14 protein-coding genes are annotated in these 16,049 nt (G+C 41.5%); 11 read left to right on the top strand and 3 right to left on the bottom strand.

The features are described from left to right. The first annotated feature begins 161 nt into the window (after positions 1-161). Positions 162-1,034, top strand: a complete 873-nt coding sequence (locus IEU81_RS05500) for an AraC family transcriptional regulator (RefSeq protein WP_135096357.1) — start codon at positions 162-164, stop codon at positions 1,032-1,034. Positions 1,035-1,051: 17 nt separating this feature from the next. Here IEU81_RS05500 and IEU81_RS05495 read toward each other — a convergent pair whose 3' ends face one another. Next, the gene (locus tag IEU81_RS05495; RefSeq protein WP_186090621.1) at positions 1,052-2,275 is read right to left on the bottom strand and encodes an MFS transporter; all 1,224 of its coding nucleotides are present in this window, start codon (positions 2,273-2,275) and stop codon (positions 1,052-1,054) included. A 124-nt stretch (positions 2,276-2,399) separates the two neighbouring features. Between IEU81_RS05495 and IEU81_RS05490 the strand changes: the two genes are divergently transcribed. The 6 genes from IEU81_RS05490 to IEU81_RS05465 all read left to right on the top strand — a co-directional run bounded on the left by IEU81_RS05490 (position 2,400) and on the right by IEU81_RS05465 (position 8,625). After that, the gene (locus IEU81_RS05490) at positions 2,400-3,302 is read left to right on the top strand and encodes a LysR family transcriptional regulator (protein WP_186090619.1); all 903 of its coding nucleotides are present in this window, start codon (positions 2,400-2,402) and stop codon (positions 3,300-3,302) included. 18 nt (positions 3,303-3,320) lie between these two features. Next, a complete protein-coding gene (locus IEU81_RS05485) occupies positions 3,321-3,530 on the top strand; it encodes a hypothetical protein (RefSeq protein WP_186090617.1) in 210 nt (69 codons plus the stop codon). A gap of 21 nt (positions 3,531-3,551) precedes the next feature. Further along, a complete protein-coding gene (locus IEU81_RS05480) occupies positions 3,552-4,730 on the top strand; it encodes an MFS transporter (RefSeq protein ID WP_186090615.1) in 1,179 nt (392 codons plus the stop codon). A 192-nt stretch (positions 4,731-4,922) separates the two neighbouring features. Next, positions 4,923-6,071, top strand: a complete 1,149-nt coding sequence (iadA, locus tag IEU81_RS05475; RefSeq protein ID WP_186090614.1) for a beta-aspartyl-peptidase — start codon at positions 4,923-4,925, stop codon at positions 6,069-6,071. A gap of 16 nt (positions 6,072-6,087) precedes the next feature. Continuing rightward, positions 6,088-7,509 (top strand): Na+/H+ antiporter NhaC, encoded by a 1,422-nt coding sequence (gene nhaC / locus IEU81_RS05470; protein ID WP_186090613.1) that lies wholly within the window; start codon positions 6,088-6,090, stop codon positions 7,507-7,509. Positions 7,510-7,656: 147 nt separating this feature from the next. Further along, positions 7,657-8,625, top strand: a complete 969-nt coding sequence (locus IEU81_RS05465) for an asparaginase (protein WP_231957181.1) — start codon at positions 7,657-7,659, stop codon at positions 8,623-8,625. 55 nt (positions 8,626-8,680) lie between these two features. On the opposite strand, the gene IEU81_RS05460 is transcribed toward IEU81_RS05465, so the two are convergent. Then, positions 8,681-9,988 (bottom strand): PQQ-dependent sugar dehydrogenase, encoded by a 1,308-nt coding sequence (locus tag IEU81_RS05460; protein ID WP_186090609.1) that lies wholly within the window; start codon positions 9,986-9,988, stop codon positions 8,681-8,683. Positions 9,989-10,126: 138 nt separating this feature from the next. Then, positions 10,127-10,615 (bottom strand): DUF805 domain-containing protein, encoded by a 489-nt coding sequence (locus tag IEU81_RS05455; RefSeq protein ID WP_186090607.1) that lies wholly within the window; start codon positions 10,613-10,615, stop codon positions 10,127-10,129. Between the two features lie 208 nt (positions 10,616-10,823). Between IEU81_RS05455 and IEU81_RS05450 the strand changes: the two genes are divergently transcribed. The 4 genes from IEU81_RS05450 to IEU81_RS05435 all read left to right on the top strand — a co-directional run bounded on the left by IEU81_RS05450 (position 10,824) and on the right by IEU81_RS05435 (position 16,043). Then, complete coding sequence (locus IEU81_RS05450) at positions 10,824-11,231, top strand: hypothetical protein (RefSeq protein ID WP_092596921.1); 408 nt, start codon at positions 10,824-10,826, stop codon at positions 11,229-11,231. A gap of 23 nt (positions 11,232-11,254) precedes the next feature. After that, positions 11,255-12,244 carry a zinc-binding dehydrogenase gene (locus IEU81_RS05445; protein ID WP_186090605.1) on the top strand — a complete coding sequence of 330 codons (990 nt, stop codon included), beginning with the start codon at positions 11,255-11,257 and terminating at the stop codon, positions 12,242-12,244. Between the two features lie 335 nt (positions 12,245-12,579). Further along, positions 12,580-14,316 (top strand): ABC transporter ATP-binding protein, encoded by a 1,737-nt coding sequence (locus IEU81_RS05440; protein WP_092596927.1) that lies wholly within the window; start codon positions 12,580-12,582, stop codon positions 14,314-14,316. Then, the gene (locus tag IEU81_RS05435) at positions 14,313-16,043 is read left to right on the top strand and encodes an ABC transporter ATP-binding protein (RefSeq protein ID WP_186090603.1); all 1,731 of its coding nucleotides are present in this window, start codon (positions 14,313-14,315) and stop codon (positions 16,041-16,043) included. The genes IEU81_RS05440 and IEU81_RS05435 overlap by 4 nt, the downstream gene beginning before the upstream one ends. The last annotated feature ends 6 nt before the right edge of the window (positions 16,044-16,049 follow it).

The following is a 16,049-nucleotide window of genomic DNA, read 5'->3' as shown; positions in this document are numbered from 1 at the left end:
TGTAAGTTTAAGTAATAACTTAATACCCTTACAGTAAATATAAACACACTTATATAAAAATTAATAATCATATAATGCTGACCGATATAATTCACTATGAAAATATCGAGAGAACTTTTTGGCAACTCTGTAGTATGTAATTTGAAAGGACGGTGGAAATGATGATTAAAACTTTAAATGATGTTATTAATTTTATTGAAGATAACCTTGCCAATGATATTAAATTAGAAGATGTCGCAGCATATACAGGGGAATCTGACTATCACTTCAGAAAAGTATTTCAGTATATCAGCGGCATACCGCTCAGTGAATATATTAAAAATAGGAAATTAGCTGTGGCAAATCAGGATTTGGTGAATGGCTGCAGTGTTACAGATACTGCTTTTAAATACGGCTATCAATCAGTGGACGGCTTCACCAGAGCTTTCAAAACATGGAGCGGCTATTTGCCGTCTGAAATTAAGAAGACAAAGATTCACCTAACCTACCCTAAACTTTCATTTTATATCGATGTCAGAGGAGGAGAAAATATGGAAGTACGTATAAAAGAAATGCCTGCATTTACGATTGCCGGAGTGAGCAGAAGAGTACCGATGCAGTTTGAAGGGGTTAACAATGAGATTATGGAACTTGCTAAAAGTATTACTGCAGAAGAGAGAGAAGAAATGCACAGACTGCAGAACCTTGAGCCTGAGCAGATTATTAATGCATCGTATGATGCAGATGAGAAATTTTTGAAAGACGAGGGGAGTTTAACGCACATGATTGGTGTGCTGACGACTAAAGAGAATATCAGTCCAGTGCTCGATACGGTTAGTGTAGATGCACACACTTGGGCAGTATTTCCCAATGAAGGTCCATTCCCGGAAACAATGCAGCAGACGACGGCCCGCACGTATTCAGAATGGCTGCCCTCATCAAATTATGAATTAGTTGAAGCGCCAGGTTTTTCATTTACAATTATGGATGCTGAAAGAGAAGATTACGCTTACAGTGAAATTTGGATGCCCGTAAGAAAAGTAAAAATGCAGTAATTAAAAAACCTTCTGACTTAATTGTCAGAAGGTTTTACTATATAGTCATCATAGTTTTTCTCTTTTTTATTACCGATGATTGTAATCAGAATAAAGGCAGAGGCATAAATTGCCAGCAGTATAGACATCGTGTAATTATGGTTCTGTGTTCCATCGTATATAAAGCCGATTACAAACGGGAACAGTCCGCCGAGAATACAGCCGCCGGTCTGCATCATGGCTGTCCATGAATTCGCTCCGTCTGCTGTTACAGTTTCATCGAGCGGCAGCATCAGTGCTGCAGAGTACAGTCCACCGAGCGGAATACCCATCATAAAGGCGCCGATCCACATCAAGGTGTGGTCCCCTGTCCAGAATAGCAGGGTTGCGATAGTTCCTGATACGAGAATGAAATAAATCCAGTTTCTGCGTGCCGGATATTTCTCCATCATTATCGGCAGCAGCAGGTTGAAGATAACCTGTACAGACATGACTGCGCTTAAGAGCATACCGCCCTGAATCATCGTCATACCGTTTTCCACTGACATCGGCACAAGCCATGTAATTGTCGAGAAGTAGAGAGCCGCCTGCAGTGCGTAGAACAGCATGAACAGATATGGTGTAAACTGTTTCCATGGAGAAGGGAAGTTGTACTTCACTTCAGTAACATTTTGTTTAGGCAGCGTGCTGCTGGCACCTGTTCTTAAGACAAAAGCAACAACCAGAACTCCGAATAAACCAAACACTGCCCAAATCGCGAGGGCGAACATGTAAGAGTCTGAAACTTCGAAGAAAATGCCTGTAAGGGCTGCACTGGCAGCCGACCCCATACTCATAAAGAAGGTTGAGATCCCAATTGCGATAGCCGCGTGCCCCGGGAAATATTTTTTAATCACAGCAGACATTGTCGGCCCGAGTACTGCAATAGCAAGACCGATTAGAAAGGCAGTGATTAAGAGCGTTGAGAAGCCCGGCAGAAAACCGCGGAGCGCAGTAGCAAGACCGAGCACTGCCAGCATAAGTATCAAAGTAAATTTAGAACCGTATTTTTTATTAAGTACAGTGGCTAGTGACGCAAAAATCCCCATGCAAAGAACTGGAACAGTCGTAAGAAGACTGGCTTGTGCATTGGAGAGTGATAAGGAAGTGCGAATCGAATCCATTAGAGGACCGACTGATGTAATGCCGAGACGGAGGTTTAGTGAAATGGCAGCAATGACAAAAAGCAGCAGAAAAGTATTTTTATTATATATTTTACCCAATTCTTATCCTCCCGAATTTCATATTATTCATATAGTAATACTTATGATACCATTAGACATGATATACATAAAATATTAATAAAATTACTTAAAATAACTTTTTTCATATACTTGAGGTGAATTTATGGACATTCGGCAATTACGGTATTTTATCGTTATCGCAGAAGAGAAACAGATATCAGCAGCAGCAAAGAAGCTTTATATGTCCCAGCCGCCGCTCAGCCAGCAGCTGAAAAATATGGAAGCATCGCTCGGTGAGCAACTGTTTGAAAGGAGCGGGAAATTTTTAGAGCTGACTGAAGCGGGTAAAACTTTATATAAATACGCAATTCAAATTACACAGATGATGGAAGAGGCTAAAAATGAAGTTGCAGATGTCGGGGGAGGAGTAGACGGCAGGCTCGCAGTCGGTATTAATACTTTTTCCTTAGGCAATTTAAATGAAGTATTTCATCAGTACAGAAGCATGTATCCAAAAATAAAATATAAAATTCAGCAGAATGAATCATCCCTGCTCTGCTATCTTTTGAAACAGCGCGAAATAGAAATGGCAATCGTCCGCCTGCCGCTTGAAATAGATGAATTTACACTGCAGCATCTGCACAGCGAACCGTTTTACGTTATCACTTCTAAAGAGAAAAAACTGTTTACAGGAGATGCTACACTTGAAGAAGTGAGCCGCTATCCGCTCGTCCTGCCTAGTATCGAAGGACTGGGTGTGTATTATTCCATCCATGAAGCATTCTCCAAAGCTAAAATACAGCCGGAAATTATTGCGGAGTTTTCCGATCTGAAGCTGATGATGGAGCTTGTGTCCACTGATTTTGGTGTTTCGATTGTGCCGGAATCTCTCCTTCATCTTTACAAGGAGTATCCGGTGCATATTCACAAAATTGCAGATTCCGAACAGCTATCGGGTGATATTGGTTTAATCTGGCTGAAAGATCATCGTCTGTCTAAAGCAGCTCAGAATTTTATCGATGTGCTGACTGCAAACATCGATAAGGGAGATATCGGACTGATATAATATAAGCGGGGTGGTTTTATGAAGCAGAAAAATATAAATATTTTAGGCGGAATAATTTCCAGACTGACCGGGGGAAAAGAAAAAGAGTATGTAGATAGTCTCAATCAGGAAAAGCTTGAGAGAAATATACAAGCAGCTAAAGACAGGCTGGAAGAAGGTAATCTGTCTGTATGTCAAAAACAGGAGTATGAAAAAACGCTCAGGCATCTGGAGAAATACCAAAAATAAAGAAGAAACGAAGGGGATACAGTGTTTAAATCAGCCAATAGAAAAACATACTCTATGGCAGCAGGTCATTTATTTTGTGATATGAACTCAGGCATTCTGCCTGCTCTGCTGCCTTTTTTAATTTTTGCTTATGATTTTACATATACAGCGGCAGCGGCCCTCATATTTGCAGCAAATATCGTCTCGTCAGTCTCTCAGCCTTTTATTGGTATATATTCAGATATTATATCTAAAAAATGGATGGTGCCTTTAGGCTTAATCCTCGGCAGCTCAGGGCTCGCGGTTATTGGATTTTTAGATAACTACTGGGCAATTTTTGCTGCCATTATGATCAGCGGGCTTGGAACAGCACTGTTTCACCCGGAAGCAGCAAAGACCGTGACTTTGAATGCAGGAAAAAACAAAGCATCGGATATGAGCATATTTTCTTTGGGCGGTACTTTGGGCTTTGCACTCGGACCCATTGTCGCTACTGTCACGCTCATGCTGTGGGATTTGCAGGGTTTGATAATTTTAATTATCCCGTCGCTGATTATGAGTTTAATTATTTGGAAAGTCACCAGTGAACCGGCAGGGCAAAAAGCACCTGTTTCTTCTGCAGCCACAGCTCAGGTACTTCCGAAAGACCAGTGGAAACCATTCTCGCTTTTAAGCGTTGTGCTGATTACTCGTTCCATTGTCTTTATAAGTTTGAACACCTTTATTCCGCTGTTCTGGATTACGATTATTCTCCAGTCCAATGAATCGGGGAATATACTCTTAAGTATCTTCCTGATCTCGACATCAGCGGGTACACTCTTTGGAGGAAGAATCGCAGACAGTTTAGGTTACTTAAAAGTAATCCGCTACAGCTTTACAGGAGTTGTACCGGTACTGTTTATCCTCTCTGTTACAGAATCGTTTGCACTCTCGGCACTGATGATAATCGCAGCAGGATTTTTAATTTTTATGCCGTACAGTTCACTCGTTGTGCTGGGACAGCAATATCTGCCGAACAGAGTCGGCCTGGCATCAGGTGTCACTCTCGGCTTATCGGTCAGTGCAGGCGGAGTCTTTGCACCGGTTTTAGGTAAAATCGCAGATATGTACGGGGTATCGACAGTCATGACGGTTATCTTTGTTGTTGCAGTCATCGCCTTAATATTTACACTGATGCTGTCACGGATGCATAAGCAGTTAAAATTAAATGCTTCTTATTAAAAATGTAAGAGGCCAGATTTTGAATCTATAAGAAGAAATGCTATTCTGCATAAATAAGTAATTCAAGAAGTTCCTGCTGGTTTTCACCAAACAGGGACTTTTTACATTTTGTTGACTATATACAATTACAGATTTAGTATAAGATTATGTTTTTAAAATTTTCTAATTATTCATACTAAAAAGGATGGTTTTATGATTACTTTAATTAAAAATGCAGAGCTTTATGCTCCGGACTTTATCGGCAAGCAGTCAGTCTTAGTGATTAACGGTAAAATTTCAAAAATTGGAGATATCGATGAGGACGCAGTATCCAGCCTTGGGATTGACTATAAAATCATTGACGCCGAAGGTGCTCTTGTCACACCGGGTTTTATCGATCCTCATGTACATTTCCTTGGAGGCGGAGGTGAGGGCGGATTTGCGACCCGCACTCCGGAAATTCAAATCAGTGATTTAATTCAGTCGGGTATTACTTCGGCGGCCGGTCTGATCGGAACAGACGGGACTACGCGGCATTTGACTTCTCTCCTTGCTAAAGCCCGGGGTTTGGAAATCGAAGGGATTTCTACATATATATATACCGGTAATTATGATGTGCCGACACCGACTTTTACTGACAATGTAAAGGATGATGCAATTTTAATCGATAAAGTAATCGGTACTGCCGAAATTGCAATATCTGATTCGAGATCCGGCCAGCCAAGTGTACATGAACTTGCAAAAATTGCCGGTCAAACCAGAGTAGGCGGCATGTTAAGCGGCAAGGCGGGAATTACTCACTTCCATACAGGTCCCGGAAAAGGATATTTATCAATACTTCACCAGCTGCTGGATGAATACGAACTGCCTGCATCGAATCTCCATGTGACTCATATAACTAGAAGCAGGGAATTATTTGATGATGCCATCAGACTGGCAGCAAGGGGCGCATTTGTCGATATTACCGCTGATGACACGACTTACGAATGGATCTCCTATTATAAAAAGAACCAGGGTGATTTAAGTAAACTGACTATATCCTCTGATGGCAACGGCAGTCTGCCTAAATTTAATGAAGAAGGAAAACTGATCGGCTTTGGGGTCGCTAGTACGCGCACCCTATTTAATCAGGTTATTGAAACGATTAAAGCGGGAGAATTATCTTTGGAAGAAACTTTGAGGCTGGTGACAGCCAACACTGCAGAGGCCCTGAAACTCGAAGGCAAAGGTGTGATTCAAGAAGGAAGTGATGCTGACTTATTAGTGCTGTCGAAAGATACCTTTGAAATTGAACATGTATTTGCGAAAGGAAAGCATATGATTGAGAACGGCAATTTACTCGTAAAAGGGACTTTTGAATAGGGGAGAGCGTACATATATGAAAAGAAAACCAAATTTATTTGAAGCATTTTCACCTATTGCCGTAATGCTGCTGTTGCTGGCAATCGGTTTTGGAGTATTCGGATTAAACCCTGAACCGCTGCTTATACTTTCTTCCGTATATGCAGGATTTATTGCTCTTCGTCTTGGATTTTCATGGGAAGATATGATGAAAGGAATACAGGAAAAAGTGAGCCTGGCTATGCCTGCCATTCTGATCCTCATATCCATCGGGATTTTAATTGGTACCTGGATGATATCCGGCACTATTCCAATGTTAATATACTACGGGCTGGAACTGATTAATCCGACATTCATAGTTTTAATTGCCTTTGTCGTTTCTGCCATTATATCTATAGTCACGGGAACATCATGGGGGTCAGTCGGAACAGTTGGTGTCGCTTTGATGGGAATTGCGACAGGCCTCGAAGCCAATCTTCCGGCTACTGCCGGGGCGATAGTTGCAGGTGCATATTTTGGAGATAAATTATCTCCTTTATCCGACACAACAAATCTTGCTCCGATTGCTGCTGGAAGTGGATTGTATGAACATATTAAGCATATGTTATGGACGACAGTTCCGGCAGCTATTGTATCGATGGTTATTTATTTAATCGCAGGATTAAGTATTGCTGACAAAGAAGTTACAGCACCGGAAACGATGACTGCGATGCTGACAACTTTAAATACTATGTTTAACTGGAATATACTATTATTATTACCGCCTGCTCTTATATTATTCGGAGCTGTAAAAAAATATCCTACATTGCCGGTCATTATATTCTCTTCAGTGCTGGCAGGAGTTTTGGGAATGTTTATACAAGGATTCAGCTTAAAAGATGTATTTGCATCTGCAGTTAGCGGCTTTGATGTCAGCATGGTTAACAAAAATGGATTCGAAGCCTCTTCTGTCATACCAGAAGTGCTGGATTTAGTACATCAGGGCGGCATGCAGTCTATGACAAGTGTGATTTTAATCGCCTTCTCGGCATTTGCCTTCGCAGGAATTATGACAAAATCAGGTGCCTTGGAAGTCATTATAGAATATCTTCTTAAATTCGTTAAACGTACGGGAGATTTAATATTAACAACCGTCTTATCCTGTCTGACTATGGCATTAGTAACAGGTAACTCTTACCTGTCTATAATCGTCCCGGGAGAAATGTTCAAAGATACTTATAAAATGAAAAATCTTGCTGCAAAAAATCTGTCAAGAACACTTGAGGACTCAGGAACAGTTATCGTTCCTTTAATCCCCTGGTCATCTGCAGGAGTATTTATGGCAGGAACACTCGGCATACCAACCTTAAGTTATGCCCCTTGGGCCGTGCTCTGCTACGTTGGATTTATCTTTGCTATTATTCTAGGATATACAGGAATTGGTATTGCGAAAGATTTGAAAGAAGAGAAAGCTAATTAAACTTAAAAACGGGCATCTTCAATAATTTTTGGAGATGCCTCAAACTTTATTTAGGAGTAGACTTGATGAAATATTCTTTATAGAGACGCTGCTTGGTTATTGTTATACTGTAAATGATTTTAAGTTTACATAAAAAGGGGAATGATTATGCCACATATTAAACTGCTGACAACAGGAGGAACGATTGCCAGCAAACGCGATCCTGTTACAGGACTCCAGCAAACCGGCTTGATAACAGGAGAGGAACTGGCGGGAAAATTGGATTTACACGATGATATCCGCATCAGCGTAGAGGAGATTATTAAAGTCTCAAGCAGTGCCATTACTTTTGAAAATCTGATAACGATAAAAGACGCTGTTCTGGAAGCGGTCAATGACGACGATGTGGATGGCATCGTACTTACACACGGTACTGACACGCTTGAAGAAACGTCTTATTTTCTAAGTCAGGTTATACCGGCAGGGAAAGCAGTCGTCGTCACAGGATCACAGCGCGGACCGGAGCTGATTGGGACCGATGCTTATGCCAATCTGCAGGATGCTATTACACTGGCAGCAGATGAAGGAGCGGCAAAAATCGGTGTCAGTGTCTTATTTAATTCGAAAGTATTTATGCCGAGATTTGTAAAAAAAGTGAACGCGATGAACGTCGACGGTTTTGGCGGCGGAGGCACAGGATACCTTGGAACGGTGGATGGCCATGATGTAAAAATTTATCAGTATCCGGCACATAACAGTACATATAAAGTTCAAGGAGAATTGCCCGAAGTCGATATTATTAAATGTGCTTTGGGTACTGATGCGAAATTTATCGATTGCGCAATTGACCATGAAGTCGAGGGACTTGTTATTGAAACAATGGGACGGGGGCATGCAAATGACCTCGTTGCTGCAGGAGTGAGAAGAGCGGTCGATGCGGGAATTAAGGTTGTTATTACTTCCGCTTCCGATGACGGCGATGTAAAGGTAGCCTATGACTTTTCCGGTGGTATTTCGCAATTTGAAAAAGACGGTGCAGTGAACGGCGGCACTTACGACAGTAAAAAAGCGAGGCTGAAACTCGCAGTGATGCTGGCTGCAGGGGAAGAGGTTACTGCAGAGGATTTTAAATACTAAACAATAAAGAAACCGGAGCAAATAGAGATTTGCTCCGGTGTTTTTGAAACTTTAATTATTCACCTGCTGCAGTAACCTTATAAATCATACCGCCATCAGTAGCTGCAACAAGCGCGCCGTCTTCAGTTACAAGAATATCGCGGAAACGTTGGCCTTCGTCAGTTAACAGACGTTCTTCCCCAACAATCATGTCGTCTTCAATGACGACCCGTACAATATAGTTTGGCGCCAGACCGCCGATAAACAGGTTGTTCTCCCATTCAGGAATGGCGTCGCTATCATAGAATGACATACCGCTTGGTGCACTCGTTGGATCCCAGTAATATACTGGTTCAACAAAGCCCTGCGCTTCGTGTTCTGAAATACCATCATTGATTAATTCACCGCTGTACTCGATACCGTAAGACACAGTCGGCCATCCATAGTTAGAACCCGGTTCAATAATATTCAATTCATCCCCGGCCTGTGGCCCGAACTCAACAATCCATAAGTCTCCCGTTTCAGGGTTGAAGTCCACACCTTGAATATTACGGTGACCGTAGCTGTATATACCATCAAGTGCGTCTTCATCTTCAATAAATGGATTCGAATCTACTGGTTCCCCGTCCTGTGTAATGTGAATGACTTTACCTAAATAAGCATCTAAGTCCTGTGCACGTTCGCGAATTGGATCATCTGAGCGTTCGCCAGTTGTTAAGAACAGGTTGCCATCTTCATCAAATATAATACGCCCGCCATAGTGTAAGGTGCCATCATAGGCTGGTTCTGCCTCGAAGATAACTTCAAAATCTTCAAGTGAGGTCTCATCTTCTGATAACACGCCTTTACCGACAGCAGTTAAAGTACCATCGTCCTTATCTTCGGAAAAAGTCATAAACACTAGCCTTGATTCGTCGAAATCAGGTGCAATGGTTACATCAAGTAAACCACCCTGATCTTCGTTATTTACTTCCGGTGTACCTTCGATTGGATCTGAAACAGAACCATCTTCAAGGTTTAAAATAAGAAGTTCTGCGGAGTCCCTTTGTGTAACAAGCAAACGGTTCGTATCAAACTCTTCCATACCCCAGGACACATCAAGACCCTCAGCAACAACCTCCACATTCAATTCTGTTTCAGTTTCTACTTTAGGCGCTCTTGTTTGTTCTGGAAATGCTGGTTCAAACTCAGTTACTTTTGGTTCAGTTTCAGCACTTTCTTCCGTTGCAGTTTCCGAGTCGTCAGCTGATTCTTCTGTTGCAGTCTCTGATTCATCCGTCGTTGCTTCTTCTGAAGTACTATCATCATTGCCGCATGCTGCCAACGCCAATACAAAGATTAGCATTGTAAAGAACAATAATCTCGACGATGAAACTTTCGGCATTGTTTCCTCTCCCTTCTTAAAATAGTAGTGTCTTTTAGATTAATTTTATCACAATTTTCAGAAAACTAAAGAATTATGTACTGGATTCGCACATGAAAATCCGCGACAAATAGGGATTAGACCGATATCTTTGTGAGTTTATTTATTTGAATTAGATGTTAAACAGCTGCCGCCTGAACCGTATTTATTTGGTTCTTTATCACCGGGCAGGACGAACAGAATTAAACAGTAAATGAAAATAATCGTTCCAAAAACGAGACATAAAATACTGATGACTAATACGATGCCAACAGTTGTATCGCCGTCAGTACCGTGCCAGGCAAAAATTCCGATAAAACCGGCAACTAAACCGTAAGGTGCAGCAACCGCACTGATTGGAAACAGAACCGCGAACAGCATTGTCCGGTTTGTATCATGCAGCCGTCTTGCTGTGATCGTAATAGAAGGCACCATTGTCAGCAGTACCACATACCTCGCAAGCGGAATTTGTATAACTGCACTAAAGTAAAAAACAAAAAGAAAGATAAAAATATGAATCAGAAAAGGTACCCAGAAGTCAGAACGGGTCGATCTTCCGCTGAAATCAAAAGTGCGTTTCCAGAAATCTATGTAGCTTTTAAATATCATATGAAAACCTCCCTGAAGTCATTTTGGTGTAAATATCTACGAGTGTTTTATTACATTATACAATATTAATTATGTGTGCATACCCATTATCGTCCCGATGAAGCACTCGCATACGTTCGCAAACGAATACTTATCCCAAGCTATTTACCGTTTCATAAAACTCTCTAAATGATACAATAGCGGTAACATTATTTTAGGAGGCACACAGATGGAATCGATTACGTTAATGGAAGCTTATGCGATTGAAACTTTGAGAGGAAATGGCATAAGCAACGATAAAATTATTGAAAATATTAAAGCAAATGATCTTGAGGAATTCAAGGCAGTTAAAGAGAATATGGATTTTGATGCTTTAGTGAAGCTGAGCAAAAATGCTGACTTTGAGGCTATTGTAAACGACGGCTACAAAGTGAAGTTCCTTACTTTCAATGGTCTTAAAAACTTAATTAAAATGAAGTTCGGCAAATTTGCTGATGAAGATTACCAGGTCGATGAATTTGTCATCTCAGGACTTGAACTCGATGAAAACCAGCAGAAAGATTTAGAGAATATTCTGTCTGCAAACTGGACGTTGGAAAGTGAAGCTGGCGGCGTAACTGTTAAACCGGCAAAGTAAATCTTACGAGGGGGTTATTTTTAATGAAAGCTGTATATCATGAAGGCGTACAGAGTCTTGAAGGTATTAAATTCGGTGAAGTGGAACAGGATAAAATGGGAGACGATGAGGTCATCGTTAAATTAAAAACAGCAGGATTAAATCACAGAGACTTATTTATCCCGAACAGGCACGGTGAAAACGATCCGCCGATTGTGCTTGGTTCCGACGGTGCAGGGGTTGTTGACCAGATTGGTGCTAACGTTAAGAACGTGGAAATTGGCGACGAAGTCATTATCAATCCGTCACTCGGCTGGGAGAAAAACAGCGCGGTGCCGCCGGAAGGTTTTGAAATTACCGGCTTTCCGTTCAACGGCACCTTCGCAGAGTACATTACCATCCCTCAAGAAAATGCTGTTGCGAAGCCTGAACATTTAAACTGGGAAGAAGCGGGAGTGCTCGCCTTATCTGCGATGACTGCCTACCGTGCGATGTTTACGAGAGGACAGCTTAAAGCCGGACAGACAGTGCTGATTCCAGGTGCAACAGGCGGTGCAGGGACTTATCTTTTGCAGTTTGCTAAGGCTGCCGGGGCAACAGTCTATGTTACTTCGCGTTCAGAAGAAAAACGTCAAGAAGCGCTGAAACTCGGTGCTGATAAAGCGCTTGATTCCGAAGCGGACTGGGGTGAGCAGCTCGGCGGTGAAAAGGTCGATCTCGTTATTGAAAGTGTCGGTGCGGCAACGTTTAATCAGTCTCTGGACCAGCTTAAACGCGGCGGTACTTTGGTCGCTTTCGGTGCGTCTGCAGGGGATACTGTGGACTTTGATCTGCGCAAGTTTTTCTACGGTCAGTTCAATCTGCTCGGCTCAACGATGGCGAGTACTGAAGAGCTTCACGAAATGATTGATTTTATCGAAAAACACAACATTAAACCGGTAATGGATAAGACATTTAAACTCGAAGATTACAAAGAGGCATTTGATTATCTCGAAAATGCCGGCATGATGGGCAAGATTGCCTTTACTTTATAATTTTTAAATTATTCGAAAATTCTGCTTGCAAATTGTAAAAAGATAATTTATGCTTGTGTTGTGACAAAAATATGAACAGGAGGTAAGGCATTATGAAATTATTACAGCAAACTCAAAAAAATGCAATTTCAAAAACAAATATCCGTACCTCTCTACTTTCACAATTATAAATTATTCTAAATAAGATATATTTGAAAATGGAGAGGTATGTCCTCTCTATTTTTATGCAATTTTTAAGCGTGCACAATAATAGTGCGCGCTTTTTTCGTTTTTTGAGGGGATAAATGATGTTCAATTCAAATCATTCAAAGGGGACTTTGGGAAAAAGGTGAATTATGTTAGATTACATCAAGAAAATCAGCTGGTATATTGTTTCGAATAAAAAGCGGTATATCTTAATTGTTATCTTCTTAATGCTTGCTAACCTGCTGGATATTATACCGCCTCAGCTGATCGGACGGACGATTGATTTAATTAACAACGGAGAACTGACCGCAGCGATGACCCGTAATATTTTACTGATTTTTATCGGTGTAATTATTTCGACTTACGTTGTGAGTTATTGGTGGGGCTATTTACTGTTTGAAGGGGCCATTAAAATTGAATCGATTTTGCGCAGCAGACTGATGCGTAAGTTTCTACTTTTGTCGCCGGGTTTTTATGAACGCAGCAAGACCGGTGATTTAATGGCGAAAGCAACAAATGATTTAAAGACGGTTAATATGGCAACGGGTTTTGGTATTATTACTCTGCTCGATGCGACAACATTTTTACTGACGATTATTTTAGTCATGGGGATTACTATCAGCTGGCCGCTGACAATTTTTGCGCTCCTGCCGCTGCCACTTTTAGCGGTGGTAGAATCCCGGCTCGGTAAGATGATCAACACACGGCATAAGGCTTCTCAGGAAGCGTTCGGCGTAATGAACGATGCGGTGCTGGAAGTCGTGGAAGGTGTGCGTTTAACGAGAAGTTACGTGCAGGAGAGCGCTGAAAACAAACGATTCCACAAATTAACGGATAATTATTTAAAGAAATTTATGAAAGTCGAGCAGCTGGATGCTTTCTTCCAGCCGCTGACCATTATCGTCGTCTCGCTGAGTATCGCCATTTCGTTTGGATATGGGGCGGTACTTGTCAACAACGGCGTGATTACTGTCGGCGAGCTGATTACATTTAACGTCTATTTAAATATGCTGATCTGGCCCATGTTTGCGCTCGGTATGCTGTTTAATATTATGGAACGTGGCAACGCATCCTATGACAGAATTCAGGGCGTACTGGATGAAAGTGATGACTTAAATGATTCGGGAGATCAGGAAATTAACGGGACACTTTTTAATTTTGATGATGTCACATTTAAATATCCATCGGGAGAATACAACAGCTTAGAAAATATTACGCTTGAATTAAATAAGGGAGAAACACTCGGCATCGTCGGTAAAACCGGAAGCGGTAAATCGACCTTTATCAAGCAGCTCTTAAAAATCTATCCGGAAGGGACAGGAAATTTAATCATCGACGGTTTAAATATTTCGACCCTGGACCGTAAGAAATTGCGGGATAAGCTCGGTTACGTTTCCCAGGAAAATATTTTATTTTCTAAGACAGTCAGAGAAAATATTCTCTTTGGAAAACCGGATGCCAGTCCGCGAGAGCTGGACGAAGCAATTAGACTCAGCGCCTTCGATGAGGATTTAAAACGTATGCCTGACGGACTCGATACGCTGGTCGGAGAAAAAGGTGTGTCTTTAAGCGGCGGTCAGAAACAGAGGATTTCCATCGCCAGAAGTCTGATTAAGTCGCCGGATATTTTAATTTTGGACGACGCACTCAGTGCTGTCGACGCTAGAACAGAGCAGCGGATTATTAATCATATTAAAGAAAACCGTACTGGCAAAACGACAATTATTATTACGCACCGTTTATCTGCAGTGCATCATGCCGATAAAATTATCGTTCTCGACAAAGGGAAAATTGTTGAAGAAGGGACGCATGACATGCTGTCTAAAGGGCGCGGCTGGTACGGAGAACAAAATGATTATTTCCTCACAGGGGGTGACTCGGAATGAAAGAGATGTTAAAACTTTTACCCTATATCAAACAATATAAATTGATGTTTTTAGGCGGTATTATGCTGATGATTCTTATGGTGGGCTTTGAACTTGCCGGTCCGCTGATTGCAGCATCGATACTCGATAATCATATTAAACTAGGCGAGGGGAATATACTTCTCAGACCGATTCTCTATTTAATCGGACTATTTTTAACGATAAAGCTGCTGCATGCGGTCGTCAGCTACTTTGCCCAGATTGTACTCGTATGTGCCGGAACTAAAGCCATCCAGCAAATGCGGCACGACGTTTTTAAACACGTGCAGTCTTTGCCGATTCGTTACTTTGATAATTTACCGGCTGGCAAAGTGGTCGCCCGGATTACGAACGATACCGAGTCTATTTTACAGTTATTTGCATCGGTAATTCCGATGTTCATGGTCAGTATCTTAACGATTTTCAGCATTACAGCTATCGTCTTCTACGTTCATTTTTGGACAGGGATAGTAATGCTTCTCTTTATTCCGGTAATTCTCATATGGGGAATATTATATAAAAAATACTCTAATGAAAATAATCATATTAAACGGGAAAGAAACAGCGATATGAATGCGATGATCAATGAATCAATTAACGGCATGCCGATTATTCAAGTATTCAACCGTGAAGAGCAAATCAGAGACGAATTTGAGAAAATTAATGATGAATATTACGACAGTGCCAAAGGCCTTGTAAAACTTGAAAGTTTAAGCGGGGAAAATTTGGCAAATACGATTCGTTCCATCGTCTTTGCCATACTTGTCTATATATTTGCAGCGACATTCTTAAGTGATTCGACAGCTCTAACCGTCGGTGTTATGTATTTGCTGGTCGACTATATTACGCGCTTCTTCAACCCGCTGTTTAACATTATCGGACAGCTCAGCATTTTTGAAACAGCAAGAGTGGCGGCAAATAAAGTATTTGAAATGCTAGAATCTCAGCCTGAAGAAAAAGAAGACGGCAAACTGTCTTCATTTAACGGGAATATTTCCTTCCGCAATGTGAATTTTTCTTATGACGGTAAAAGAGATGTCTTAAAAAATATTAATATAGAAGCCGTGCAGGGGGATACTGTTGCTTTAGTCGGCCATACCGGTTCCGGCAAAAGTTCGATTATTAATCTGCTGATGCGATTTTACGATCCATCAGACGGAGCTATTTACTTTGATGATCAAAATACAAAAACAATCGATAAACAAAATATCAGGCAGTTTATGTCGATCGTACTGCAGGATCCGTTTATATACAGCGGCACGCTCATGTATAACGTGCGGCTGAACAATGAAAATATTAGTGAAGCAGAAGTATTAAAGGCGCTGGAAGATGTCGGTGCCGGCCCGCTCCTCGACCGGCTGTCAGACGGCATTCATACCGAGCTCGCAGAGCGGGGCGCGACACTGTCTCTCGGCGAACGCCAGCTCATATCATTCGCGAGAGCACTGGCATTTAATCCGAAAGTGCTTGTCTTAGATGAAGCAACCAGCAACATCGACTCAGAAACAGAGCAGCTGATTCAATACGCCATGAACGTAGTCTCTAAAAACCGGACGACCTTTATTATTGCGCACAGGTTGTCGACGATTCAGCATGCAGATCAGATTATTTTACTGGAAAATGGTGAAATTAAAGAACAGGGCAACCACAAGGAACTGATTGCACTCGGAAGAAATTACAGCACGATGTATAATATGCAGATGGGATGATCAGAC

This window comes from Jeotgalicoccus aerolatus (assembly GCF_014635205.1).
Classification (GTDB): Bacteria; Bacillota; Bacilli; order Staphylococcales; family Salinicoccaceae; genus Jeotgalicoccus; species Jeotgalicoccus aerolatus.
The sequence above is the reverse complement of the archived record's forward strand: the minus strand, read 5'-3'. Positions and strand labels throughout refer to the sequence as shown.